Genomic DNA, 23,495 nt, shown 5'->3' on the forward strand with positions numbered 1-23,495 from the left:
TCACGCCACCTTCATCGAGGTCGCCGGTTCGGGGGTGAGCAGCTCCGCGCGCAAGGCGATCCTCAGGTCCAGCCGCGCCTGCGGATCGTCGAGCCGGGAACCGAACAGGACCCGGAGACGGCGCAGGCGGTTGCGCACCGTCTGCGGGTGGACGCCGAGGTTGTCCGCGATCTCCGGTGCGCCGCCGCGGGCGGAGAGCATGGCGTCGAGGGTTTCGGCGAGTTTGGCGCGCTCGTTCGCGGGCAGGCCGTCGATCGGGGCGAGGCTGCGCTCGACGAGCGCGGTCGTCAGCACCTCGTCGGCGAAAAGCCAGTGCGTGGTCAGGTGGTCCGCCCAGCGCACGAGCGGGCCGTCCTCGATCACCTCGCGCCGGACCAGCTCCAGGGTCCGGCGTGCCCACCGCAGCGACACGGCGGCCTCGGCGGGCGCCACCGCCGGCCCGACCGCGGCCCGCGTCCCCGCCAGGACGCCGCCGATCTCGATGTCGTCCGGCACGAGCAGATGCGGGTACTCGCCGGTGAGGTCGGCCAGCACCTCCGGGCCGAACGAGGCGCGGACCGCGCCGGGCTCCGCGGCGACGGCCACCACCCGGGCGGGCGGCACCCAGCCCGCCTCCGCCGCGAGGCCCGCCCACTTCGACGGCGGCCGGCCGCTCAAGATCTCCCTCAGCAGGTCTTGCCGCACTTCGGCGACCGACGGCGTGTGCGCCGCGCGGTAGGCGGCGGTGGACAGCCGGATCAGGACGTCCGCGCAGCGGAGCAGGGCCTCCACCCCGGTGTCCATCAGGGCCGGGCCCGCCCCGGGCTGCCGGGACAGCGAAGCCAGCGCGGGCAGGGCTGCCCGGCCCGCCGAATGGTAGGCGCGAGTGAGCCGTTCGAGTTCCTTTCCCGCCGCGTATTCGGCGACGCCGACCTGGCGGAAGGCGTCCGCGCCCGCCGCGATGCCCAGGTTGATCCCGTCGTGCTCCAGTACCGAGGCGACGAACTCCGTGGCTCGCGCGTCGAACAGTGACGCGTGCTCCGGCAACGAGTGCCGGATCCCGTCGACGACCACGCGGGCGATCACGAGCGCGGCGGTACGGGCTGGGGCGTGGGACGCGGTCAGGGTCATCATCGACCTCCGGAGCAGCGGGAATCGTCGGGCCGCCGAGTCTGCTACTCCGGAGTAGCGGGGCACATCGGGTGAATTACGTACTCGCGCCTCTCCGCCCTACGCATCACCCGTTCGTGGCGCCCTACCGAAGTACATGAAGGCCCCCTTCCCGTACCTAGGCGCAAGGAAGGGGGCCTTCATGTACTTCGGCCGCTCTACTCGCAAACGGCTCCGTGCGCGGCGCTGCGGACGACCTTGGCGTACTTGCCGAGCACTCCGCGCGTGTACGCCGGGGGCTTGGGGGTCCAGCCCTCCTTGCGTGCCTCGATGTCGTCGATCTCGACCTCCAGTGTCCGGTTCGCGACGTCGAGGGTGATCGGGTCGCCGTCCCGAACGAACGCGATCGGCCCGGCGTCGACGGCCTCCGGGGCGATGTGGCCCACGCAGAGCCCGGTCGTGCCGCCGCTGAACCGGCCGTCGGTGATGAGCAGGACGTCCTTCCCGAGCCCGGCGCCCTTGATCGCGCCCGTGATGGCGAGCATCTCCCGCATCCCCGGCCCGCCCTTGGGGCCTTCGTAGCGGATGACGACGACGTCCCCGGCGACGATCCGGCCCTCGGCGAGCGCGTCGAGAGCGGCCCGCTCGCCGTCGAACACCCGCGCGGTGCCGGTGAACGTCGATTCGTCGAAGCCCGCCGACTTCACTACCGCGCCTTCGGGCGCCAGCGATCCCTTGAGGATGGTCAGCCCGCCGGTCTTGTGGATCGGGCGGTCGAGCGGGCGGATGATCTCGCCGTCGACGCCGGCGGGGGCGATGCCTTCGAGGTTCTCCGCCATGGTCTTGCCGGTCACGGTGAGCACGTCGCCGTGCATGAGCCCGGCGTCGAGCAGCGCCTTCATCACCACGGGGATGCCGCCGACCTTGTCGACGTCGTTCATCACGTACTTCCCGAACGGCTTCAGGTCGCCGAGGTGCGGGACCTTGTCCCCGATCCGGTTGAAGTCGTCGATGCGCAGATCGACCTCCGCCTCGCGCGCGATCGCGAGCAGGTGGAGGACGGCGTTGGTCGAGCCGCCCAGCGCCATCACGACGGCGATGGCGTTCTCGAACGCCTCCATGGTCATGATCTGCCGCGCGGTGATGCCCTGGCGGAGCATCCCGACGACGGCCTCCCCCGACCGGTGGGCGAACCCGTCACGGCGCCTGTCGACGGCCGGCGGAGCGGCCGACCCGGGCAGCGACATGCCGAGCGCCTCGGCGACCGACGCCATCGTGTTGGCGGTGTACATCCCGCCGCAGGCGCCTTCGCCGGGACAGATCGCGCGTTCGATCCTGTCCACTTCGGCGCGGGTGATCTTCCCCGCCAGGCAGGCGCCGACGGCTTCGAAGGCGTCGATGATCGTGACGTCCTGGCCGTCCACTTGACCGGGCATGATCGAGCCCGCGTAAAGGAAGACCGAAGCGAGATCGAGCCGCGCGGCCGCCATCAGCATGCCCGGCAGGGATTTGTCGCAGCCCGCCAGCAGCACGGAGCCGTCCAGCCGCTCGGCCATCATCACCGTCTCGACCGAATCGGCGATCACCTCACGGGAGACCAGCGAGAAGTGCATTCCCTCATGGCCCATGGAAATGCCGTCGGACACCGAGATCGTGCCGAACTCCAGCGGGTAGCCGCCGCCCGCGTGCACGCCGTTCTTGACCGCCTTGGCCAGCCGGTCGAGGGACAGGTTGCACGGCGTGATCTCGTTCCACGAGGACGCCACCCCGATCTGCGGTTTGGCGAAATCGTCGTCGCCCATCCCGACCGCGCGGAGCATGCCGCGGGCCGCCGCACGCTCCAGGCCGTCGGTCACGTCGCGTGAACGAGGTTTCAAATCCGGCTGGTCTTGCGGCATCGGAACACCTTTCTTCGTGGCGGGACACCGGGCACGCTGCCAACCCGGCGGGCCCAGCGCAACTCACCGCTCCGCGGCGATCGGGGCCGCTGGCTACTGACACGTCGTTCCGATACCTTCGACGGGGAACCCGCACGGACGGAGTCCTGATGTTCGCACTCAAGACCGCTCCCTTCCGGCACAAGGCGGAGGCGATCGCCAAACCGGTCACCCGCTGGAGCATCGGCCACGCCATTCCCCGCGTCGCCCTGCGGGTCGCGGCGCGCCGGGGCGACCTCCAGGGCAGGCTGTCCGTCGAGGCGAGCGGCGGAGCGGATCTGAGCGGACTGTTCGACGAGATCCGCTCGCACGGCGCCATCGCCACCACCCGGGTCGGGCATGTCAGCACCCGGCATTCGGCGTGCAAAGAGGTGCTGACCAGCGACGCGTTCAAAACCGTGCGGTTCGTCCCGGACAACCCGCTGCTCAACCGGCTGGTCGCGTGGTCGTCGTCCGGGCTGATCCACCCGATCGAGCCGCCGTCGCTGCTCGCCAGCGAACCGCCCGACCACACGCGCTACCGGAAGCTGGTCACCCGCGTCTTCACCGCCCGCGCCGTCGAGCAACTGCGGGAGCGCACGCAGGCGATCACCGACGAACTGCTCGACGGCCTCGACCCGGCGGACCCCGTCGACCTCATCGAGCGGTACTGCGGGCTCCTGCCGGTCACCGTGATCAGCCAGATCCTCGGCGTACCGCCGGAAGAACGCGACAAGGTGCTCGCGCTGGGCGGCGCCGCGGCCCCGAGCCTCGACCTCGGCCTGCCGTGGCGGACCTTCCGGACGGTGGAGGCGACGCTCGCCGAGTTCGACTCGTGGCTCACGCTGCATCTGGAGAAACTGCGGAAGAACCCGGGCGACAACCTGCTCAGCAAGCTGATCGCCGCCCGCGAGGACGGCGTCGGCCTGACCGAGCGAGAACTCAAGGCCACGGCCGGACTCGTGCTGGCGGCCGGCTTCGAGACGACCGTCAACCTCCTCGGCAACGGCATCGCCCTGCTCACCCGGCACCCGGGCGAACTCGCGAAACTGCGGGCGAATCCGGACCTGTGGAGCAACGCCGTCGACGAGATCCTCCGCTACGACCCGCCGGTGCTGCTCACCGGCAGGCTTTCCGCGCGGGACACCGAGATCGGCGGGACCCGGATCGAACGCGGCGCGATCGTCACCACCGTGCTCGCGGGCGCCAACCGGGACCCGGAGATCTTCGACGACCCCGCCACTTTCGACGTCGAACGCGCGAACGCGCGGGATCACGTGTCGTTCGGCGCGGGGCGGCACTATTGTCTCGGAGCTTCGCTGGCGAGGATGGAGGGCGAGATCGGGCTGCGGTCGATCTTCGAGCGCTTCCCCGGCCTCCGGCTGCTCGACGGGGCGCGCCGGCGGGAGACCCGGATCCTGCGCGGCTTCGAGACCCTTCCCGCCGCACTCGCCTGACCGCCTCGTGAGTGGTAAAGACGGTTCCAACCGTCCTTACCACTCACGAGAAGGGACCGTATGCCTCCCGCTCTCTCGGTGCTGGACACCTCCCCCATCGTCGAGGGCTCGACACCGCGTGAGGCATTGCTCAACACGGTCGATCTCGCACGGCTCGCCGAAGACCTCGGCTACCACCGTTACTGGGTTCCCGAGCATCACGGCATGCGTGGTGTCGCCAGTTCCGCGCCCGCGGTCCTCATCTCCCACCTCGCGAACGCCACGAAGCGCCTGCGGGTCGGCGCGGGCGGTGTCCTGCTGCCGAACCATCCGCCGCTCGTCGTGGCGGAACAGTTCGGGACGCTGGCCGCCTTGCATCCGGGACGGATCGACCTCGGGATCGGCCGCGCGCCGGGCGGTTCGAAGGCGGCCTCCGCGGCGGTTCGTCCACAAAGGACGAAAGCCTTCGGCGAGCAGCTGACCGAACTCCAGTACCACCTGGACCCGCCCGAGGACGCCGAGGTGAAGGCGATCCCCGTCCTCGGCGGCAACGTCCCGGCGCTCTGGTTGCTCGGCCGCTCTCCCGAAAGCGCCGCGCTGGCGGCGGAACACGGGCTCAAATACGCCTTCGCCCACCATCTGGCGCCGGCCGCGCCGGTGGAGGCCGACTTGGTCAGCGTCTCCGTCATCGCGGCCGAGGACGACGAACGCGCCGAGTGGCTCGCGGGTTCGACCCGGCTGAAGGTGCTCAGCCGGATCCGCGGCCACCGCATCCGCCTGCCCAGCCCCGAGGACGCGGCCGCTTTCCCTTACACCGCGGACGATCGCGCGGAGATCGCGAAACGCTCCGGCGCCGTGCTCACCGGCAGCCCGGACACACTCGTCCCGAAACTGCGGCGGATCCTCGAAGAGACGAGGTCCGGTGAACTCATGGTGACCACGCCGCTCTACCACCACGCCGACCGCCGCCGCTCCTACGAACTGGTCGCCTCGCTGGCCGGACGCCTCATGGCGTGTTCGAACAGGTCCGCCAGCTCGCGCGCGTAGACCGCCACCCCGGTGTCCGGCCGGGCCATCAGCTCGGCGGGCGCGGCCTCCATCGCGGCGAGCACCGACACGGCCATGACCCGCGGCGAGAACTCCCGCAACTCCCCCTCCCGCTGCCCTTCCCGGAACATGTCCTCCAGTTCGGCCAGCGTCTTCGCGTTCTGCTCTTCGAACCAGCTCCGCGCGGCCTCGGCATCCCTTGACGCCGCGGCGATCTGGCCGATCGCGATCATCTCCTTGGGCCGCTCGGCGGCATAGAACACGAATCCCTCGATCAGGGCGCGCAGCGCGGCGGCATAGCTTTCAGCGCCTTCCGCCCGCGCGCCGAGTGCCTGGTCGATCGAGGTGTGCACGGTCAGCATGACCTGCTTCATCAGCTCTTCGCGCTTGACGAAGTGATACGTGATCAGCCCCGGGCTGATCCCCGCCCGCCGCGCGATCTGCACGAACGACGCCTTCGCGTAACCGATCTCGGCGATGGTCTCGATGGTCGCCGAGACGATCTGCGCGCGCCGCGCCTCCTCGATGAACGAGCGCCGCTCCTGGCCGCCCGGCTCATTTTCTGGTTGCATGAACAGTAGCCTAGTTGAGCAACTAGCGAGGGGACAGTCATGATCAGTCGCAAGACGTTCTTGAAATCCGTCGCGGGAGCGGTGGCGGTCACGAGTCTCGGCGGGGGCATGGCCGAGGCGGCGGGCAAACCTCGACGGCTGCGAGGCGGGGTCGCCTACGACGCCGGCGTCCTGCATGCCGCGGGCGAACCGTTGAGCCGGGTGCGCTGGAGCAGAGGCCAGCTGGAGCGAGAGATCAGGGTGATCGCCGACGAGCTGCGCTGCCCGTCGATCACCGCGTTCGGCACCGACGTCGGCAGGCTCGCCGAGACGACGTCCACCGCGCTACGCCGCGGGTTGGAGGTCTACGTCCAGCCCCGCCTCTACGACCACCCCCAGGATCAGGTCCTCGACCATCTGGCCGAAACCGCCAGGCAGGCGGAGCGGCTTCGCCACGGTGACGACGTCAAGTTCGTGACCGGATGCGAACACCTCCTCTTCACCCCCGGCATCGTGCCCGGGGAGACCTACCTGGAGCGGATCGCGAACATGGCCACGATCCCGCCGGAGGAATGGCCGAAGATCATGGACCGGCTCGCCGATTTCCTCGCGCGGGCGGCCGACGTCGCACGCCGGAACTTCCGCGGCCGGATCACCTACGCCTCGATCGGCGGCGCGGAGCCGGTCGACTGGACCCTCTTCGACATCGTCGGGATCGACTACTACCCGTACTTCGCCACGGATGCCGAGTACACAAAGGACCTCGCCCAGTACCGGAAGTGGGGCAAACCGGTGATGGTGCTGGAGTTCGGCTCGTGCACCTTCACCGGCGCCGCCCAGGCCGGCGGGATGGGCTGGGACATCGTCGACTACGAGCAGGTCCCGCCCCGGATCAAACCCGGCCATGTGCGGGACGAACGCGAACAGGCCGACCACCTCGCCCGCCTGCTGCGCGTGTTCACCGAGGCGGGCCTGCGGGGCGCGCACGTGTACACCTTCATCGCGCCGGACCTGCCACATCGCCCGGACCGGCCGGAGTTCGATCTCGACATGGCCTCGTACAGCCTGGTGAAAACCTTGCGGGCGCGGCAGGACGACGACAATTCGCCGTACCGGTTCGAGCGCAAGCTGTCCTTCGGCGCGCTCGCCCGGCACAACCGCGGGTAAGCGGGCATTTTTACCGGACCAGCGACGGAAACCGGTCAGTAACCTCACGGCCGTGACGACGGACCGTGAAGGCAAGGAAGCCCCGGAGCTGCCCGCCTTCACCGTCATCGGCGGTCTTCTGGGCTTCTTCATGACCGTCCTGGTCCTGATCGGCCCGGCCCTGCTCTGGATCAGCACCCGCTTCGCGCCCGGCGATGACGACCGCCTGGTCGTCATCGCCATGGGCGTCGTGTTCACGCTCGGCGGGCTGGGCACCGTCGGATCGCATCTCCGGCAGAACGCCAAGGCCCGTGAGGCCCACCGCGGGCTCGACCGGTCGGGGGTCCGGGCGAACGCCGAAGTCGTGTCCAGCAAACGGATCTGGGTCGGCGAAGTGAGCACTCCCGCGGACGACGTCGACCTCGTCGTCACCGGCCCGGGGGTGACGCCGTTCAGCGCGCGCGTGCTCACCGAAGACGTCGGCCGCTACGAAACGGGCACGGTGGTACCCGTCGACGTGGACCCGAGGACCCTCCTGTTCCGCCTCGCCGACTGACCTCGGCACGATCATTGCCCGGCAGCATCGTATCGCTTATCGTATATGAAATTCACCCCCCGATGCTGCGAGGTGACCCCCGTGACCACCGCCACCGCCGACCCGACCACCACCACGGTCGCGCGAGATTTCACCGATTTCCGCACGGTGGTGTCGCAATCCTTCGTGCCGCTGCACGTGACGAGCGAGCACCGGGACCACTTCCGCGGCCGTATCCGCTCGTGCGGCGCGGACGACGTCCAGCTGACCGAGGTGACCGCGTCGGCGCACGTGGTCGAACGGACGCCCGAGCTCATCGCCAGGGCGGACCGGCACTACTACAAGCTGAGCCTGATCCTGTCCGGGACCGGGCTCTTGGTGCAGGACAACCGCGAGGCGATGCTGCGCCCCGGAGACGTGGCGTTGTACGACACGCACCGGCCGTACACCTTGGCGTTCGAAGAGGATTTCCGCACGCTCGTGGTGATGTTCCCGCAGCGGCTCATCGATCTCCCCCGCGACCTGGTCGGCCAGCTGACCGCGGTGCCCATGTCGGGCAAGCGGGGCATGGGCAACGTGGTGGTGCCCTTCCTCGCGCAACTCGGCAGCAACCTCGACCAGCTCGGCGGGCCGGCGGGCGTCCGGCTCGCGCATACGGCGGTCGATCTGCTCGCCACGCTCTTCGCCAGCGAACTGGACCTCGCCCGCGCGACCGCCGGACCGCACCACGAGCTGATGCGCCGCGTGCTCGCCTACATCGACGCGAACCTCTCCTCCACCGATCTCGGCCCGGCGCAGATCGCCGCCGAGCACTACATCTCCACCCGGCATCTGCACGGTCTCTTCCACGAGCAGGGCACGACCGTCTCGGGCTGGATCCGCACCCGGCGGCTCGAACACTGCCGCCGCGAACTGCTCGACCCGGTGCACAGTTCCCGGCCCGTCGCGGCCATCGCGGCGAAGTGGGGTTTCGTCGACGCGCCGCACTTCAGCCGGGTGTTCAAGACGGAATTCGGCTGCTCGCCGAGCGAACTGCGCCGCGGCTTGACCGTGAGCGACCGGTTGTTGCCGCCCAGCGCGTGACGGCTTCCCCTTCGCGGGCGGTCGCCCCGACGATGACCGCATGCCCGAAGCACCCGAGGAACAGTGGCGCACCTATGACGAGTTCGCCGCCGGAATAGCCACCTACCGCCTGCCGAACGCGGACCTGTCGGGACGCGAGCTCACCGTCACCCTCGACGACGGGAAGACGCTCGCGCTGCGGTTCGAAGACGCTGAAACCGTCACCTGCAACGGCATCAAGGATCCCTACGACGCGGTCGCCGTCCGGGAAGACGTCTTCTTCGTCAATCTCCCACACACCAGCGTCGAAGGGGAAGCCCTCACCGTCGTCTTCTCCACGACGACACATCGCGCGCTCGCCGTGCGTTCGGTGATCGGCGCCGAAGACGTCGAAGGCGTTCCCCGTGTCTCCCAGACGTTCTGGTCCGGCACGACCGACGCGGGGACGCCGACCGGCGAGGTGCCGGGTCCGTCGCGCGACCTGATCGGGAAGCGCAACATCTACCGCTACAGCCCCGAACATCTCTACGAGCACGTGTACGTGTCCTCACAACGTTATGCCTGGCAATGCCTCGAAGGCGTGCAGCGCGGTCACGGGGACATGGACCTGTCGACGGTGTGGAAGTTCCAGGACGGGCTCTACCTGTTCTGTTTCCGCGAATTCCGCATCGCCGTCGCCAGCGTGTGGCTGCACGACCTCGGTTACGCGCTGAAGACCACCGGCGTCTTCCTCGGCCTGACCGGCGACGGCCGGTCGGAACATTCCCGCGCGGGCGGGCACATCTACCCACTCGGCGCCGTCGCCTATCCCGACGCGCAACCGGTCTAAGGAGCCCCAGTGTCCAATCTAGACATCATCGCCGCGCACTACGCCGCGAGCGACCGGGGAGATCTGGCGGGCATGCTGGCCCCGCTCGGTCCCGCGACGACGTGGACGGAGGCGGCCGGTTTCCCTTACGCCGGAACGTACACCGGCCCGGAAGAGGTACGCGACAACGTCTTCGGCGCGATCGCGAAGGACTGGGACGGCTACACCTTCACCCTCGGCGACCTTCACGACGCCGGTGACACGGTGATCGGCATCGGGACCTATCAGGGCAAGCACCGCGAGACCGGCCGCTCGTTCACCGCCCGCGTCGCGCATGTGTGGAAGTTCGACGGCGGCAAGGTCTCCTCGTTCGAGCAGATCGTCGACTCCGTACCCGTCGCCGAAGCCATGGGGAACCGGTGAAACCCGCGCGGCGCCTCGTCGCCCTCGCCTCGGCCGTCCTGCTCGCCACGGCGGGCTGTGCCGGCTCCGAAAGCGGTTCGAGCGGGCCGATCGTGGTCGGTTCGGTCAACGCGCTGAGCGGCGCGGCGACGTTCCCCGAGGCCTCCCAGGCGGCCAAAGCCGTCTTCGACGCGGCCAACGCGAGCGGCGGCGTGAACGGCAGGCAGATCCAGTACAAGGCCCTCGACGACAAGGGTGACCCGGCGGCCGCGGCCGCGGCGGCCCGCGAGGTCGTCGGCCGTGACGAGGCGGTGGCGCTCGTCGGCTCGTCCAGCCTCATCGAGTGCGAGATCAACAACAAGTACTACGAGCAGCAGAAGATCCTGTCCATGCAGGGTATCGGCGTCGACCCGGCCTGTTTCTCCAGCCCGAACATCGCCCCGGTCAACGTCGGGCCGTACCACGACATGACGCTGACTCTGCTCTACGGCTCGGAAACGTTGAAGCTGAACGACATCTGCGCGCTGCTGGAGATCGCGGGCAACACGCTGCCGTCGTATCAGGCGGCGATCGACGAATGGTCGGCCATCACCGGCAAGAAGCTCAAGTACCTCGACGCGACCGTGCCCTACGGCGGTTCCGACTACACCTCCTACATCGTCAAGGCGCGCAACGCGGGCTGCAAGGCGATCACGGTCAACCCGGTCGAGCCGGATTCCATCGGACAGCTCAAGGCCGCCGCGGCGCAGGGCTGGAACGACGTCACGTGGCTGCTGCTCACCAGCGTCTACAGCGAGAACTACGCCAAGGCCATCACGAACGCCGGCGCCGGGGTGTACGTGCCCGCCGAGTTCTACCCGTTCACCGACGCGACCAGCCCGCAGAACAAGGACTGGCGCGAGCTGATGACCAAGAACAACATCCCGCTGACCTCGTTCAGCCAGGGCGGTTACCTGGCGGCGAAGTACTTCCTCGACGTCATCCGCGGGATCCAGGGTGACATCACCCGCGAGTCGGTGACCAAGGCACTGCGCGAGATGAAGCCGATCACCGATCCGATGGTCGGGACGCCGTACGTCTTCGGTCCCGGTCAGACGCACCACGACAACACCGCGGGCTGGCCGATCAAGCTCGCCTCCGGCACCAACAAATGGGAGCTCGTCGCGAACGACTGGCTGCGGATTCCCAAGAAGTAGGTCGTACTGGCCGGGTCTCGTGAGTGGTAAGGGCGGTTAGAACCGTCCTTACCACTCACGAGCTCCCCTCATACAGGAGGATTCGATGCTGCAGGGAGCGCTGGCAGGCCTGGCCGCCGGCGGACTGTACGCGGTGTTGGCGGTGTGCCTGACGCTGATGTCGCGCCTGGTGCGGGTGGTGAACTTCGCCCAGTCGGCCACCGGGATGTTCGGCTGCTACGTGGCGGTGTTCTTGTCCGTCCACGCGGGACTGCCGACGTGGCTGGCCACGGTGGCGGGAATCCTGCTCGGCGGGCTGCTGAGCGCGCTGCTCGGCTGGATCGTGTCCACCTGGCTCGCCGAGGCGGACACCGGCACCCGCTCGGCGGTGACCGTGGCGGTGCTGCTCCTGCTGATCTCGTTGTCGTTCATCCTGTTCGGCAACAAGCCGCAGCCGTTCCACCCGATCCTGGACGGTCCGGCGGTCACCGTCGGCGGCGTGGTGATCAGCCAGGTCACCGTGGTCACGGTCGCGCTGGCCGTCCTCGTCGCGGTGGCCAGCCGGATCGTGCTGAGCCGGACCCCGGCGGGCGTCCAGCTCCGGGCGCTGTCGGAACGCCCGACGACGGCGGAACTGCTGGGCATCCCGGCGAAACGGCTCAGCGTCGCGGTCTGGGCGGTCACCGGGGTGGTCAGCACACTGGTGATCTCGATCGTGGCGCCGTCGCAGTCCAACGACGCGACGTCGCTGGCGATGCTGGTGGTCCCCGCGGCCGCGGCCGCCCTGCTCGGCGGATTCCGCCGTCTCGACCTCGCGGTCGCGGGCGGGCTGGGCCTCGGCCTGATCCAGGGCGCGGCCGCACAGGTCGACGGCCTTTCGGTGGTGCGGTACTTCCTGCCGTTCGCAGTGATCGTCGCGCTGCTGCTCTGGTCGCAGCGCAAGGAGGTGTGGGATGCGGCTCGCTGAACGCGGGATCCCGTTCGCGGTCGCCATCGTGGCGATCGCCGCGGGTTACGGCCTGAGCGTCGGGCTCGACGGGTACTTCGTCTACCTCGGCATGAGCGCCGTCGTCGCCGGGATCTCCCTGCTCGGGCTCGGCGTGGTGACCGGCAGCGCCGGCATGATCTCCCTGTGCCAGCTGACTTTCGGTGCCGTCGGCGCCTGGACCGTGTCGGCGCTGAACGAGGCACAGGCTCCCGGCGGATTCCTCACCTGGCTGGTGCTCGGCGGTCTCGCCGCCGGGGTGGTCGGGGTGCTCGTCGGGCTGCCGGCGCTGCGGCTGCGCGGGATCAACCTCGCCGTCGTCACGCTGGGGCTAGCCGCGGCCGCCGACCTTGCGCTGGTCCAGCTCCAGTTCCCCGGGGTCTCGAGCGGGATCTCGGTCGAACGGCCGGACGCCTTCTCCGACGACCGGTCCTATTTCCAGCTCGCCGTCGTGGTGCTGGTGCTGTGCTGCCTCGCCGTGTACTTCCTGCGCCGCGGCCGCTGGGGCAGCGCCTGGCAGGCGGTGGCGTTCTCCGAACGCGGCACGGCGGCCGCGGGCACGAGCGTGCGGATGTCGAAGCTGACCGCGTTCGCGGTGAGCGCCACCCTCGGCGGGATCAGCGGCGGCCTGCTCACCGGGCAGGTCGGGCTCGCCTTCCCGGCGAGTTTCACCGCGATCCAGTCGCTGGCGCTGTACGTGCTGGCGATCATGTCGGGCGCGCACCTGATCGACATGGCCGTGTTCGGCGCGGTGCTGTGGGTCGGCGTTCCGGAACTGCTCAAACGCTGGGGAATCCCGCAGGACTGGGGTTTCGTGGTGTTCGGTGTGCTCGGCGTCCAGGCGCTGGCCAGTGGCGGGAACCTGGGCACCACGGTGCGCCAGGTGTGGTACCGGCGGGCCAAGAAGGAACCGGCGAGACTCGATCTCGCGGCCGGTACCTCGGTCATCGAAGCCAAGACGCCCGGTCCGCCGGTGCTCACCGTCCGCGGGCTGAGCGTGAACTTCGGCCACGTGGCGGCACTGTCCTCAGTGGACATATCGGTCCCGGAGCACGGGGTGCTCGGCGTCATCGGGCCGAACGGCGCGGGCAAGTCGACGCTGGTCGACGCGATCAGCGGCTTCCTGCCGAACGCCGAGGGCTCCGTCGAACTCGGGGGCGTCCCGCTCACCGGGTCACCGTCGAACCGGGCCCGCGCCGGGTTGCGCCGGACGTTCCAGCAGGACCGCGTCCCGCCGGGGCTGACGGTCGGGGCGTATCTCAAGTTCCTCGCCAGGCGGCGGCTCACCGCCGACGAGATCGGCGACGCCCTGGACTTCTTCGGCTGCCCCGCCGCCCGCACCCCACTGTCGCAAGTGGACGTCGGCGCGCGCAGGCTGGTCGAGGTCGTCGGGCATCTGCTGGCGCGGCCGCGGGTCCTGCTGCTCGACGAGCCCGCCGCGGGTCTTCCGCACGAAGAACACGTCGCGTTCGGGGAACGACTGCGCCAGGTTCCCGCCCGGTTCGGGGTGTCGGTGCTGCTCATCGAGCACGATCTCGACCTGGTGCGCTCGGTCTGCGACACGATCACCGTCCTCGACTTCGGCCGTGTGCTGGCCTCCGGCCCCCAGGCCGAGGTGCTCGCCGACCCCGCCGTGCTCAAGGCGTACATGGGTGAAACGGAGATGCTGTGAACGCGTTGCGGATAGCGGGGCTGACGGTCACCCGCGGTGCCGGGCCGGTGATCTCCGGGGTCGACCTGACCCTGGAACCGGGCCGGATCACCGCGCTCGTCGGCCCGAACGGCGCCGGGAAGACCAGTCTGCTGGAGGCCGTCTCGGGCGTGGTGCCCGCGTCGGCAGGCACCGTCCACATCGGATCCGACGAGATCACGAAGCACTCGCGGGTCGCCCGCGCGCGGCGGGGTCTGGCGCATATCGAGCAGGGTCGTGCGGTGTTCGGCGGCCTGACCGTGCTGGAGAACCTGATGCTGACCGCGCGCACCCGCGCGCGGGCCGACGAACTGTTCGAGCTGTTCCCGGAACTGGAGAAGCGCCGCGATTCGCCGGCGGCGCTGCTCAGCGGAGGTGAACAGCAGATGGTGGTGCTGGCCCGCGCGTTCGCCGCGCGGCCGTCGTTCCTGCTGATCGACGAGATGTCGCTCGGCCTCGCGCCCGTGGTGTTCACGCGACTGCTGCCGATGGTGACGCGGTTCGCCGAGGAGGGCACGGCGATCCTGCTGGTCGAGCAGTTCACGCAGCTCGCGCTCGGCGTGGCGAGCGACGCGCTGGTGGTGTCTTCGGGGCGGGTGACCTATGCGGGTTCCACGCAGGGCTTGCTGGACTCCCCCGGCACCCTGCACGCGGCCTACCTCGGCGAATCCTGAAGCGCGTGAAGGCCCCCTTCCCTCGGCTGAGCCGAGGGAAGGGGGCCTTCACGCGCACCTACTAAGAACCCATCCCCGCCCGTTCGAACGCCAGCGTCGGCAGATCGACCGCATGCGCGCCGCCGTCCGCCACGATCACCGCACCGGTGATGTACGAAGACTCCGAAGAGCCCAGGAACCGCACGATCGACGCGATCTCCTCCGGTTCGGCGGGACGGCGCAGCGGGACCTCGGCGGTCACGCGCCGGTAGCCCTCGTCGTGTCCGCCGTCGAAGCCCGCCGCCTCGGCGAACTGGTCCATCTCACCGTCCGCCATCGGCGTGCGCACCCAGCCGGGGCAGACCGCGTTCGCACGAACACCCTTCGGCCCGTAGTCGCGGGCGATCGAGCGCGTCAACCCGATCAGCGCGTGCTTCGCGACGGTGTAGCCGGCGACGTTCGGCCCGGCGAACAGCCCGGCCAGCGACGACACGATGACCACCTGGCCGCCGGTCTCGACCAGCGAGGGCAGCGTGGCCCGGCAGAACACGAAGGCGCTGGACAGGTTCGAGCGCAGCGCCAGTTCCCATTCCTCGTCACCGGTGTCGACCACCGACGACAGGCCGTGGCCGCCGGCGTTGGCCACCACGACGTCCAGCCTGCCGAACTTGCCGACGATCTCCGCCGTGGCGTTCTCGGCGGCTTCGCGGTCGCTGGCGTCGCAGGCGACGACGTGCGCGCCGGTTTCGGCGGCCACCTTCTCCAGCGGTTCGAGCCGCCGTCCGAGCACCACCACCTGGGCGCCTTCGTCGGCGTACCGGCGGGCGACCGCGGCCCCGATACCGGTACCGCCTCCCGTGATCGCGACAACCTTCTTCACTTGCGGAGTCCTTTCTAAGCGGGAAAACCGGAGCGGGCCGAGACGCCGAAGTCGGCGAGCACGGCCTGGCCGTTGACCGCCCGCGAACGCGCGGACGCGAGGTGGAGCACCTGCCAGGCGACCTCTTCGGGAGCCTGCACCGGGAAGGCGGGATCGTCGAGCACGTCGCCGAGATCGCCGCGCGCCATCGGGGTGTCGACCACCGACGGGCAGACGCAGTTCACCCGGACGCCGGGAAGATCGACGGCGAGAGCCCTGGTCATCGCGACCACGGCGCCCTTCGAAGCGCAGTACGGGACCATGCCGGGCGCACTGGTGAACGCCGAGTCGCTGGCCAGCAGCACGACCGAGCCACCCGACGCGGTAAGCCACGGAGCGGCGTGTTTGACCAGCAGGAACTGGCCGGTGACGTTGACGGCCATGAGCGCGGCGAAATCCGCCGCCGAGGTCTCGGTGACCGGTGTGCCCACCGGGCCGGAGATCCCCGCGCAGCCGACCACCACGTCGAGTCCGCCGAACCGGCTCGCCACGGCGTCGACCGCGGCAGCGATCGACGGCTCGTCGGTCACGTCGGCCTCGAGCGCCAGGAGACCGTCGGCCAGCGTGGGCACGGGTGCCCGGTCGAGGGCGCCGACCCGCGCGCCCTCGGCGAGGAAGGCCTGGACGCAGGCAAGGCCGATACCGGACGCCGCGCCGGTCACCAGCACGGCCTTGCCCGCGAAATCCAGTCCCATGGCGTCATCCTCCGGTCCGGACCTTTCACGGAGGTTGGCCGTCAGTGCACCCTTCTTGTCGGCAGCCGCACGACGGCCTTTCCAGTCCCGGCCGGACCGGCAAGACTGCGAACCATGACCAGGCCGCATCCACTCGACCCGCTGACCGCCGACGAACTCACCGCAGGCCGCGAGATCCTGGCCGCCGAAGGCCTGCTCGCCGCGTCCACGCGGTTCCCCGCCGTGCTGCCGGTGGAGCCCGAGAAAGGTGACGCCGCGCCCGACCGCCGTGTCCAGTACACGTTGCTCGACACCGCGACCGGCCGCGCGCGTGACGTGGTCGTCTCGCTCGCGAAACGCGAAGTGGTCTCCAGCGAGGACTGTGGCCCAGGTCAGCCCGCGTACCTGTTCGAGGAGTACGACCTCGCCGCGTCGATCACCAAGGCGTCACCCGAATGGCAGGCCGCGATGGAGCGGCGCGGGCTCGGCGACCGGATCGGGCACGCCTTCTGCGCTCCCCTGGCCCCCGGTTTCTTCGGCAGGGCCGACGAGACCGGCCGGGTCATCCGCTCGCTGACGTTCCTGCGCGACGACGCGTCCGACAGCCCGTGGGCGCATCCGGTCGAGGGCCTGATCGTCCACATCGACCTGACCGGCCAACGCGTCATCCGAGTGGAGGACGAGGGCGACGTCCCGGTGCCGCCGGAGCACGGCCGCTACGACGGTGTCCCGGCCCGCACCACCCTCAAGCCGATCGAGATCACCCAGCCGGAGGGCCCGAGCTTCACCGTCGACGGCAACGAGGTCACCTGGGAGGGCTGGAAACTCCGCGTCGGCTTCAACGCCCGCGAGGGTCTGACGCTGCACCAGGTCTCGTTCCAGGACCGTTCGGTGCTCCACCGGGCCTCGGTACCGGAGATGGTGGTGCCCTACGGCGACACCGCGCCCGGCCGGTTCTGGATCAGCTACTTCGACGCGGGCGAGTACCTGCTCGGCAAGAACGGCAACGACCTGCGCCTGGGTTGCGACTGCCTCGGCGTCATCCACTACTTCCCCGCGTTCGTCGCCGACGACCACGGCCACCCGGTCGAGATCCCGCGTGCGATCTGCATGCACGAGGAGGACTACGGGATCCTCTGGAAGCACACGGATCTCGACGGCCGCGCCGAGGTCCGCCGCTCCCGTCGGCTGGTGATCTCGTCGATCTCCACCATCGGCAACTACGACTACGGCTTCTTCTGGTACCTCTACCTCGACGGCACCGTGGAACTGGAGGCGAAGGCCACCGGAGTCGTGTTCGCCGGCGCCGCGCACCCCGGCACGGAGCACCCGCACGCCAACGAGATCGCCCCCGGCCTGTTCGCGCCGGTGCACCAGCACCTGTTCTGCGCGCGGCTGGACGTCGCGATCGACGGCGAACGCAACTCACTCGTCGAGGTCGACGTCGAACGGATCCCCGTCGGCGAGCAGAACCCGTACGGGAACGCGTTCACCTGGAAGGAAACCCCATTGCGGACCGAACAGGAGGCGCGGCGGTTCGCGGATCCGGCCAAGGCGCGTGTCTGGGAGATCCGCAGCGCGGACCGGACCAACCGGCTCGGCAAACCCACGGCGTACCAGCTCGTGCCGCGGCCGTCCGCGACCCTGATGGCGCAGCCGGAATCGACCGTCCATCAGCGGGCGACGTTCGCCACCCGGCACCTGTGGGCGACGCCGTACCGCGCCGGCGAACGGTTCCCGGCGGGCGACCGCCCGAACGCGCATCCGGGTGGTGCGGGCCTACCCGCCTGGACCGCCGCCGACCGCGACCTCACCGACACCGATCTCGTGCTGTGGCACGTGTTCGGGCCGACCCATATCCCGCGTCCGGAGGACTGGCCGGTCATGCCGGTCGACTACTCCGGTTTCTCCTTGCGCCCCTACGGCTTCCTGGACCGAAACCCGGCCCTCGACCTGCCTTCCGGCGCTGCCGACGACCACTGTTCCGCCCACGAGCACTAGGAATTCTTCGATGCCCGAACTGACCCTGTCCGACACGTCCACCTGGCTGCCGCTGGACGGTCTGGCCCCCGGTTTCGACGCGAACAAGGCGCCCACGGTCGGCGACCTGCACGGCCGCACCTTCGAACTCGCCTGTGAAGACGGCACCACGTTCACCGCGGCCTTCTCCGGCACCCGGATCGAGTGGACCTACCACGGCACGGGCACCGACCGCTGCGAAACGTTCCTGGTAGACGACGACCTCTACTACGTCCAGTTCCATCCGCAGGCCCGCCAGGACGAGGCGTTCACCCTGCTGCTGGACCTGCGCCGCGGCCGCGCACTCCTGGTGCTGAGCAAGATCGGTGACACCTCGCCCCGCGTCACGCAGTCCTTCGTGGCCGCCACGATCGGCGGTATCGAGCCGACCGGGGAATCGCTCGCCCCGACCACGTCGCTGGTCGGCCGCCGGGTGCTATGGGTGTACAGCACCGAGCACGCCTACGAGCACGTTTACCTCAGCCCGCACTGGTACACGTGGCAGTGCCTGGCGGGCCCGGAGCGAGGACTCGCGGACACCGACGAGAACTCGGTCTACGAGCTGCGGCCGGGAATCTACGTCTTCGCCTGGCGGGAGAAGGTGATCCCGTGCGCCTCGGTGACCGTCGCCGACCATCGGGACGCGAAACGGCTGCGCTCGCACGGTGTCCTTTTCGGACTGGACGCCACCGGGAGCACACCGACCCACTTCACCTTCGGCGCGCACGGCAAGCTGCTGAGCACCACCGTGCACCCCGAGGCCTACGACCCGGCAGGGAGCTGAGCCTTGACCGCCGACATCGTCCTCACCAACGCCACGGTATACACAGTGGACGGTCACCGGCCCTGGGCGTCGTCGCTGGCGATCAAGGACGGGAAGGTGCTGTCGCTGGAGGACATCGAACGCGGCCCGAGCACCGAGGTCGTCGACCTCGACGGCGCGTTCGTGATGCCCGGCCTGGTCGACGTGCACAACCATCACGCCCTGGCCGGACGCGCGGCCCTGTTCGAGCTGAACTTCGGCGCCGACGCCGGGCTGGACGACATCCTGGCGGCCGTCCGCTCGAGGGCCGCGGGGCTCGGACCGGACGAATGGGTCGTGGGCGGCGCCTGGGCGTCCACTTTGGTCGCCACTCTTTCGCGAGCCTCAGCCCGGCACGCGCTCGACGAGGCCGCCGGCGGACGCCCCGTCATGCTGTCCGACGACAGCAGGCACAACCGCTGGGTGAGCAGCCGGGCGTTGGAACTGGCGGGAGTCACCGCCTCGACGTCCGATCCAGTGGGCGGGGAGATCGTCCGCGACCCCTCGACCGGGGAGCCGGTCGGAGTCCTGCTCGAAGCGGCGGGCGTCGCCGTCGAGCGGGCCCTCAGCGAGACACGGACGCTCACCGCGGAGCAGCACGTCGCGGCGTCGCGGCACGGGATCGGCACGCTGCACTCGTACGGCGTCACCGCGTTCCAGGACGCCGGGGTCTCCGCGGACATCCTGGGCGCGCTCAAGGCGCTCGACGACGCGGGCGAACTGCACGCCTGGGTGGTTTCGTCACTGCTGATCAACGACCCGATCTTCGGTTTCGACCCGATCGGGGCACCGTTGCTGGAAGTCGCCGGGCAGTACCGGAGCGAGCATCACCGGCCGGACTTCGTGAAGATCTTCCTCGACGGGGTGCCGCCGACGCGGACAGCCGCCTTCCTGGAGCCGTACCTGCCGGACGCCGCGCACGGAGCCTGCCATCACGGCGCCACCACCATGCCGGGTGAGGAACTCGTCGGCTGGTTGCGCACGGCGGCCGCGGCGGGGCTCTCGGCCAAGGTCCACTGCACCGGGGACGCTTCGGTGCGCGCGACGCTCGACGCCGTCGAGAAGGTGCGCGCCGAGGGCTTCACGGAGGCGCGGTTCCAGGTCGCGCACGGCCAGTTCGTCCATCCCGACGACCTCCCGCGGTTCGCCGCGCTGGGCGTCGCCGCGGACATCTCGCCGTTCCTGTGGGTCCCGGGTGTCATCCCGGCGGCCATCGCCGAGGTCCTGCCCGGCGAGCGGGCCGGGCGGATGCAGCCGAACCGGTCGCTGCTCGACGAGGGCGCGCTGGTCGCGGGTGGTTCGGACTGGCCGGTCAGCGAGTCGCCGAACGCTTGGGAAGGCATCCACGGCCTCGTCACGCGTCAAGATCCGACCGGCACGTTCCCCGGCGCGCTGTGGCCGGAGCAGGCGATCACCTTGGACGAGGCGATCGAGGTCTTCACCCTCGCCGCCGCCCGCGCGATGGGGCTGGGCGACGTCACCGGCTCGCTGGCGCCCGGCAAGTCGGCGGATTTCGTCGTCCTGGACCGTGATCCGTTCCGAACCGATCCGTCCGCGCTCGTCAAGACAAAGGTGACGGAAACGTGGTTCGCCGGGCACCGCGTGTATCACCAGGCCTGATCTCCTACACTGGTAGAAGAACCAGTGCGGGAGGTCTGCCGATGCCGAAGATCATCGACCACGACGAGCGGCGCAGCCATATCGTCGACGTCACCTGGGATTTGATCACCCAGGGCGGGATCGAGGCCGCCACCATGCGCGAGATCGCGGCGGCCGCCGGCTTCGCCAACGGCGCGCTCAAGCTGTACTTCCCGAGCAAGGAAGACATCATCCAGGCGACCTACGAACGCGCGCTCGGCATGATGCGGGAGTACGTGGAGCTGGACGAGCTACGCGGGCTGACCGCGCTCCGCGAGCTGTGCGTCTCGTCGATGCCGATCGACGAGGACCGCATCGCCGCGGGGCGTGTCCTGCTCACCTTCTGGCAGCTTTCGCTGACCAACCCGAAACTGCAGGACAAGTACCTCGAGCACATCCGCTCGTGGCGGGGCCTGCTGCACCGGTACCTCACCGAGGGCCGGGAAGACGGCGACATCGTCACCGAGACCCCCGACGAGCAGCTGGTCGACGAGGTCGTGCTGATCAACGCCGGGGCGAACGTGATGAGCCTGGTCGCCGGGGAGTTCTCGACGGTCGCCCTGCAGCGGCAGCACCTCGAATCCTTCTTCGAGCGCCTCACCCGCCCCTGACACCACGTACTACCGCACTTCGTCCTCTGAATGCGGTAGTACGTAGTGCGAACAGCCGCATCCAGAGGACGAAAAGCGGTGGGTCGCCGACCTCGCGGGCGTGACTCGCGTGATCAAAGACGACACTCGCGTGTTTGGAGGCGTAACTCGCGTGATCGGAGGCGTAACTCGCGAGTTGCGGCTCCAATCACGCGAGATCGGCATCTGGGCATCGCTGACCGCATTCAGAGGACGAAATGCGGCGGGTCGAAGGTCCGGGTGAGGAAGCTCGCCACGTGCCGGTGCGAGCGCGGCGAGGCCGGGAGATCCGTGTACAGGCCGTAGAAGCCGTGGATCTGCCCCGAGTAGCGCGTCAGCTCCACCTGGGTGCCCGCGTCGGTCAGCCGCCGCGCGAACTCCTCCCCTTCGTCGCGCAGCACGTCGTACTCGGCCGTGAGCACCAGCGCCGGCGGGAGCCCGGTCAGGTCGGTCGCCCGCAGCGGCAGCAGGTACGGATCGTTCAGGTGCGCCGGATCCGACACGTACTGCTCGAAGAAGAACCGCATCGCCCCGGCGGTCATGCCGAAACCCTCCGCGAAGTCCACATAGGACCGGAATCCGTCGTCCGGATGACCGAAGACCGGGCAGATCAGCACCTGCGCGGCGATCGGCGGGCCACCACGGTCACGGGACATCATCGAGACCACCGTCGACAGATTGCCGCCCGCGCTTTCGCCCCCGATCGCGATCCGCGTCCCGTCCACCGAAGGCCCCGCGCCCCCCGCGGCGAGCCAGTTGACGACGGCGTAGCAGTCGTCCGGGGCCGCCGGGTACGGATGCTCGGGCGCGAGCCGGTAGTCGACCGCGACGACGGCGACCCCGGCCGCGTTGCACACCGCCCGCGACGCGACCTCGTTCTCGTCGATCGAGCCGATCGTCCACCCGCCGCCGTGGATCCAGACGAAGACGGGTACCGGCTCCGCGGCCTCGGGCAGATAGATCCGCACCCGCACCCCGGAGGGCAGGACGTGGTCGGTCACCGAGGCGACCTCCTCGACCGACTCGGGGCGTCGCCACGAAGCGGCGAAAGCGGCTCGTAGCCCGGGAGCGGTCAGAGGTCCGGCCGGTGCCTCGGAGGGAGCGCTGCGGGCCAGGAGTTCCTTGACCGCGGGATCGAGGGTCATGGTCACACCGCTTCCGCGACCAGCACCCGCGGGCTGCCCGGCAGCGCGAGCCGGTCGGTGACCCGCCAGCCCGCCCCGCTCAGCCACTCGCGAACCTCGGCCTCCGGGTAGACGATCGTCCCGTCGATCACCAGGTACTCCCCCGCGTGCAGCGCGTCGATCGGCCGCTGCACCGCGTCGTCGTCGAGGAAGAAGTCGAGCAGCAGCAGTGTCGCTCCCGGCGCGGCGGCGGCACGGGCGTTACGCAGGATCTCCGCGTTCTGCTTCGCGTCGAAACGGTGGACGACGTGGTTGACCATCACCAGGTCGAACTCGCCGTCGGGCCGCGCGGTGGGCGTCTCCGCCCCGACGACGGTCGTGCGCTCCGCCAGGCCCGCGTCGGCCGCCGCGGTGGTGACCGACTCGGCGAAGCCAGGGTCGAAGACGAACGTGGTGCGCAGTCCGTCGTTGGCCTTCATGGCTTCGACCGCGAACGCGCTCGAAAGACCGCCCAGGTCCAGCAGTTTTCGATAGGAGCCGAAGTCGAACGCGCCGGCCAGCATCTTGGCGTGCAGGGCGTTGTACGTCATGACTCCCGACATGAACGTGCCCCAGCGCGCGTCGTCCATCTCCAGCTTGCCCGGCTCGCCGCTGTCGGCCGTGTGGCCGAACTGAAGCCAGTGCGGGTAGCTGATCGAGTCGAGGAACGTCAGGAACGGCGCCAGATCGAGGTCTCCGCCGCCGAGGTACTCCGCGGCGTCCGCGGCCAGCTCATACCGTCCGTCCACACGGGACAGAAGACCGAGTGATGACATGGCGTCACCGAGAATGCGGGTGATCTTCTCCGGTTTGCCGGTCTTTCCCGCCAGTTCCGCCGCTGTCAGCGGTCCGCCTGCCAGCGCGGCGAACAGGCCGATCCGGCTCGCCGCGAAAAGTTGTTTGGCCGCCATGTAGCCCACGGCGATGTCCACGATCCGCTCGGGACCTGCGGTCTTGGTCGACCCGCTCACGGGTGCCTCCTCAGCTCGTTTCGGTCGAGAGTCTACAGACGTAGACAAAAGAATCCAGTGCGAATTTTCGCCCACTGCCAGGGAAAACCCGCCGGATATCAACTTCCTACATTCGTAGAATATACCCATTGACAGCGCACTCCCCCAGTGTCAACATGCGTAGAACTACCCCCGCCGGAGGTCCG

The 23,495-nt window shown here is 69.6% G+C and carries 22 protein-coding genes; 15 read left to right on the forward strand and 7 right to left on the reverse strand.

The window, feature by feature from the left end:
- Nucleotides 1–1,113: a helix-turn-helix domain-containing protein gene (locus H4W30_RS21990; protein ID WP_225949815.1), complete on the reverse strand. Its 1,113-nt coding sequence runs from the start codon at nucleotides 1,111–1,113 to the stop codon at nucleotides 1–3.
- Nucleotides 1,114–1,307: 194 nt separating this feature from the next.
- On the reverse strand, nucleotides 1,308–2,987 hold the full coding sequence (ilvD, locus tag H4W30_RS21995) for a dihydroxy-acid dehydratase (protein ID WP_192744576.1): 1,680 nt from the start codon (nucleotides 2,985–2,987) through the stop codon (nucleotides 1,308–1,310).
- A gap of 149 nt (nucleotides 2,988–3,136) precedes the next feature.
- On the opposite strand from ilvD, the gene H4W30_RS22000 reads away from it, so the two are divergent.
- Nucleotides 3,137–4,462, forward strand: a complete 1,326-nt coding sequence (locus tag H4W30_RS22000; protein ID WP_192744577.1) for a cytochrome P450 — start codon at nucleotides 3,137–3,139, stop codon at nucleotides 4,460–4,462.
- A gap of 60 nt (nucleotides 4,463–4,522) precedes the next feature.
- Entirely contained in the window at nucleotides 4,523–5,488 is a 966-nt protein-coding gene (locus tag H4W30_RS22005) for an LLM class flavin-dependent oxidoreductase (RefSeq protein ID WP_192744578.1), read from the forward strand.
- On the opposite strand, the gene H4W30_RS22010 is transcribed toward H4W30_RS22005, so the two are convergent.
- The gene (locus H4W30_RS22010; RefSeq protein ID WP_192744579.1) at nucleotides 5,416–6,060 is read right to left on the reverse strand and encodes a TetR/AcrR family transcriptional regulator; all 645 of its coding nucleotides are present in this window, start codon (nucleotides 6,058–6,060) and stop codon (nucleotides 5,416–5,418) included. The two genes, H4W30_RS22005 and H4W30_RS22010, sit on opposite strands and share 73 nt — an antisense overlap.
- 39 nt (nucleotides 6,061–6,099) lie before the next feature.
- Between H4W30_RS22010 and H4W30_RS22015 the strand changes: the two genes are divergently transcribed.
- The 9 genes from H4W30_RS22015 to H4W30_RS22055 all read left to right on the forward strand — a co-directional run bounded on the left by H4W30_RS22015 (nucleotide 6,100) and on the right by H4W30_RS22055 (nucleotide 14,516).
- On the forward strand, nucleotides 6,100–7,206 hold the full coding sequence (locus tag H4W30_RS22015) for an abortive phage infection protein (RefSeq protein WP_192744580.1): 1,107 nt from the start codon (nucleotides 6,100–6,102) through the stop codon (nucleotides 7,204–7,206).
- A gap of 52 nt (nucleotides 7,207–7,258) precedes the next feature.
- A complete protein-coding gene (locus tag H4W30_RS22020) occupies nucleotides 7,259–7,741 on the forward strand; it encodes a hypothetical protein (RefSeq protein WP_192744581.1) in 483 nt (160 codons plus the stop codon).
- A gap of 81 nt (nucleotides 7,742–7,822) precedes the next feature.
- The gene (locus H4W30_RS22025; protein WP_192744582.1) at nucleotides 7,823–8,803 is read left to right on the forward strand and encodes an AraC-like ligand-binding domain-containing protein; all 981 of its coding nucleotides are present in this window, start codon (nucleotides 7,823–7,825) and stop codon (nucleotides 8,801–8,803) included.
- A 40-nt stretch (nucleotides 8,804–8,843) separates the two neighbouring features.
- Nucleotides 8,844–9,611, forward strand: coding sequence for a MoaF C-terminal domain-containing protein (locus H4W30_RS22030; RefSeq protein WP_192744583.1), 768 nt, complete (start codon nucleotides 8,844–8,846; stop codon nucleotides 9,609–9,611).
- Nucleotides 9,612–9,620: 9 nt separating this feature from the next.
- Nucleotides 9,621–10,013, forward strand: a complete 393-nt coding sequence (locus H4W30_RS22035) for a nuclear transport factor 2 family protein (RefSeq protein WP_192744584.1) — start codon at nucleotides 9,621–9,623, stop codon at nucleotides 10,011–10,013.
- Nucleotides 10,010–11,188, forward strand: a complete 1,179-nt coding sequence (locus H4W30_RS22040; protein ID WP_192744585.1) for an ABC transporter substrate-binding protein — start codon at nucleotides 10,010–10,012, stop codon at nucleotides 11,186–11,188. Before H4W30_RS22035 ends, H4W30_RS22040 begins: the two co-directional genes overlap by 4 nt.
- An 85-nt stretch (nucleotides 11,189–11,273) precedes the next feature.
- The gene (locus H4W30_RS22045) at nucleotides 11,274–12,134 is read left to right on the forward strand and encodes an ABC transporter permease subunit (protein WP_192744586.1); all 861 of its coding nucleotides are present in this window, start codon (nucleotides 11,274–11,276) and stop codon (nucleotides 12,132–12,134) included.
- Complete coding sequence (locus tag H4W30_RS22050) at nucleotides 12,121–13,824, forward strand: branched-chain amino acid ABC transporter ATP-binding protein/permease (protein ID WP_192744587.1); 1,704 nt, start codon at nucleotides 12,121–12,123, stop codon at nucleotides 13,822–13,824. Before H4W30_RS22045 ends, H4W30_RS22050 begins: the two co-directional genes overlap by 14 nt.
- A complete protein-coding gene (locus H4W30_RS22055; protein WP_192744588.1) occupies nucleotides 13,821–14,516 on the forward strand; it encodes an ABC transporter ATP-binding protein in 696 nt (231 codons plus the stop codon). The genes H4W30_RS22050 and H4W30_RS22055 overlap by 4 nt, the downstream gene beginning before the upstream one ends.
- A gap of 61 nt (nucleotides 14,517–14,577) precedes the next feature.
- Here H4W30_RS22055 and H4W30_RS22060 read toward each other — a convergent pair whose 3' ends face one another.
- The gene (locus H4W30_RS22060; protein WP_192744589.1) at nucleotides 14,578–15,375 is read right to left on the reverse strand and encodes an SDR family NAD(P)-dependent oxidoreductase; all 798 of its coding nucleotides are present in this window, start codon (nucleotides 15,373–15,375) and stop codon (nucleotides 14,578–14,580) included.
- Between the two features lie 14 nt (nucleotides 15,376–15,389).
- A complete protein-coding gene (locus tag H4W30_RS22065; protein WP_192744590.1) occupies nucleotides 15,390–16,109 on the reverse strand; it encodes an SDR family NAD(P)-dependent oxidoreductase in 720 nt (239 codons plus the stop codon).
- A 114-nt stretch (nucleotides 16,110–16,223) separates the two neighbouring features.
- On the opposite strand from H4W30_RS22065, the gene H4W30_RS22070 reads away from it, so the two are divergent.
- From H4W30_RS22070 to H4W30_RS22085, 4 genes are read left to right on the forward strand one after another with little or no spacing between them, the layout of a single operon-like run.
- The gene (locus H4W30_RS22070) at nucleotides 16,224–18,089 is read left to right on the forward strand and encodes a primary-amine oxidase (RefSeq protein ID WP_192744591.1); all 1,866 of its coding nucleotides are present in this window, start codon (nucleotides 16,224–16,226) and stop codon (nucleotides 18,087–18,089) included.
- A 10-nt stretch (nucleotides 18,090–18,099) separates the two neighbouring features.
- A complete protein-coding gene (locus H4W30_RS22075; RefSeq protein ID WP_192744592.1) occupies nucleotides 18,100–18,891 on the forward strand; it encodes a molybdenum cofactor biosynthesis F family protein in 792 nt (263 codons plus the stop codon).
- 3 nt (nucleotides 18,892–18,894) lie between these two features.
- The gene (locus H4W30_RS22080) at nucleotides 18,895–20,529 is read left to right on the forward strand and encodes an amidohydrolase (protein WP_192744593.1); all 1,635 of its coding nucleotides are present in this window, start codon (nucleotides 18,895–18,897) and stop codon (nucleotides 20,527–20,529) included.
- Between the two features lie 41 nt (nucleotides 20,530–20,570).
- The gene (locus H4W30_RS22085; RefSeq protein ID WP_126732189.1) at nucleotides 20,571–21,158 is read left to right on the forward strand and encodes a TetR/AcrR family transcriptional regulator; all 588 of its coding nucleotides are present in this window, start codon (nucleotides 20,571–20,573) and stop codon (nucleotides 21,156–21,158) included.
- Between the two features lie 224 nt (nucleotides 21,159–21,382).
- Here the strand turns inward: H4W30_RS22085 and H4W30_RS22090 are convergent, their stop codons facing one another.
- A complete protein-coding gene (locus H4W30_RS22090; RefSeq protein WP_192744594.1) occupies nucleotides 21,383–22,327 on the reverse strand; it encodes an alpha/beta hydrolase in 945 nt (314 codons plus the stop codon).
- Nucleotides 22,324–23,310, reverse strand: a complete 987-nt coding sequence (locus H4W30_RS22095) for a methyltransferase (protein WP_192744595.1) — start codon at nucleotides 23,308–23,310, stop codon at nucleotides 22,324–22,326. Before H4W30_RS22095 ends, H4W30_RS22090 begins: the two co-directional genes overlap by 4 nt.
- Nucleotides 23,311–23,495: the final 185 nt, after the last annotated feature.

This window comes from Amycolatopsis roodepoortensis (assembly GCF_014873915.1).
Taxonomy (GTDB): domain Bacteria; phylum Actinomycetota; class Actinomycetes; order Mycobacteriales; family Pseudonocardiaceae; genus Amycolatopsis; species Amycolatopsis roodepoortensis.

Bases quoted from the DNA above. Each gene is read 5' to 3' on its own strand.
- H4W30_RS22085 (WP_126732189.1), top strand. From the start codon at position 20,571: ATGCCGAAGATCATCGACCACGACGAGCGGCGCAGCCATATCGTCGAC.
- H4W30_RS22030 (WP_192744583.1), top strand. From the start codon at position 8,844: ATGCCCGAAGCACCCGAGGAACAGTGGCGCACCTATGACGAGTTCGCC.
- H4W30_RS22050 (WP_192744587.1), top strand. From the start codon at position 12,121: ATGCGGCTCGCTGAACGCGGGATCCCGTTCGCGGTCGCCATCGTGGCG.
- H4W30_RS22065 (WP_192744590.1), bottom strand. From the start codon at position 16,109: ATGGGACTGGATTTCGCGGGCAAGGCCGTGCTGGTGACCGGCGCGGCG.
- ilvD (WP_192744576.1), bottom strand. From the start codon at position 2,987: ATGCCGCAAGACCAGCCGGATTTGAAACCTCGTTCACGCGACGTGACC.
- H4W30_RS22010 (WP_192744579.1), bottom strand. From the start codon at position 6,060: ATGCAACCAGAAAATGAGCCGGGCGGCCAGGAGCGGCGCTCGTTCATC.
- H4W30_RS22045 (WP_192744586.1), top strand. From the start codon at position 11,274: ATGCTGCAGGGAGCGCTGGCAGGCCTGGCCGCCGGCGGACTGTACGCG.
- H4W30_RS21990 (WP_225949815.1), bottom strand. From the start codon at position 1,113: ATGATGACCCTGACCGCGTCCCACGCCCCAGCCCGTACCGCCGCGCTC.
- H4W30_RS22005 (WP_192744578.1), top strand. From the start codon at position 4,523: ATGCCTCCCGCTCTCTCGGTGCTGGACACCTCCCCCATCGTCGAGGGC.
- H4W30_RS22000 (WP_192744577.1), top strand. From the start codon at position 3,137: ATGTTCGCACTCAAGACCGCTCCCTTCCGGCACAAGGCGGAGGCGATC.
- H4W30_RS22070 (WP_192744591.1), top strand. From the start codon at position 16,224: ATGACCAGGCCGCATCCACTCGACCCGCTGACCGCCGACGAACTCACC.
- H4W30_RS22015 (WP_192744580.1), top strand. From the start codon at position 6,100: ATGATCAGTCGCAAGACGTTCTTGAAATCCGTCGCGGGAGCGGTGGCG.
- H4W30_RS22075 (WP_192744592.1), top strand. From the start codon at position 18,100: ATGCCCGAACTGACCCTGTCCGACACGTCCACCTGGCTGCCGCTGGAC.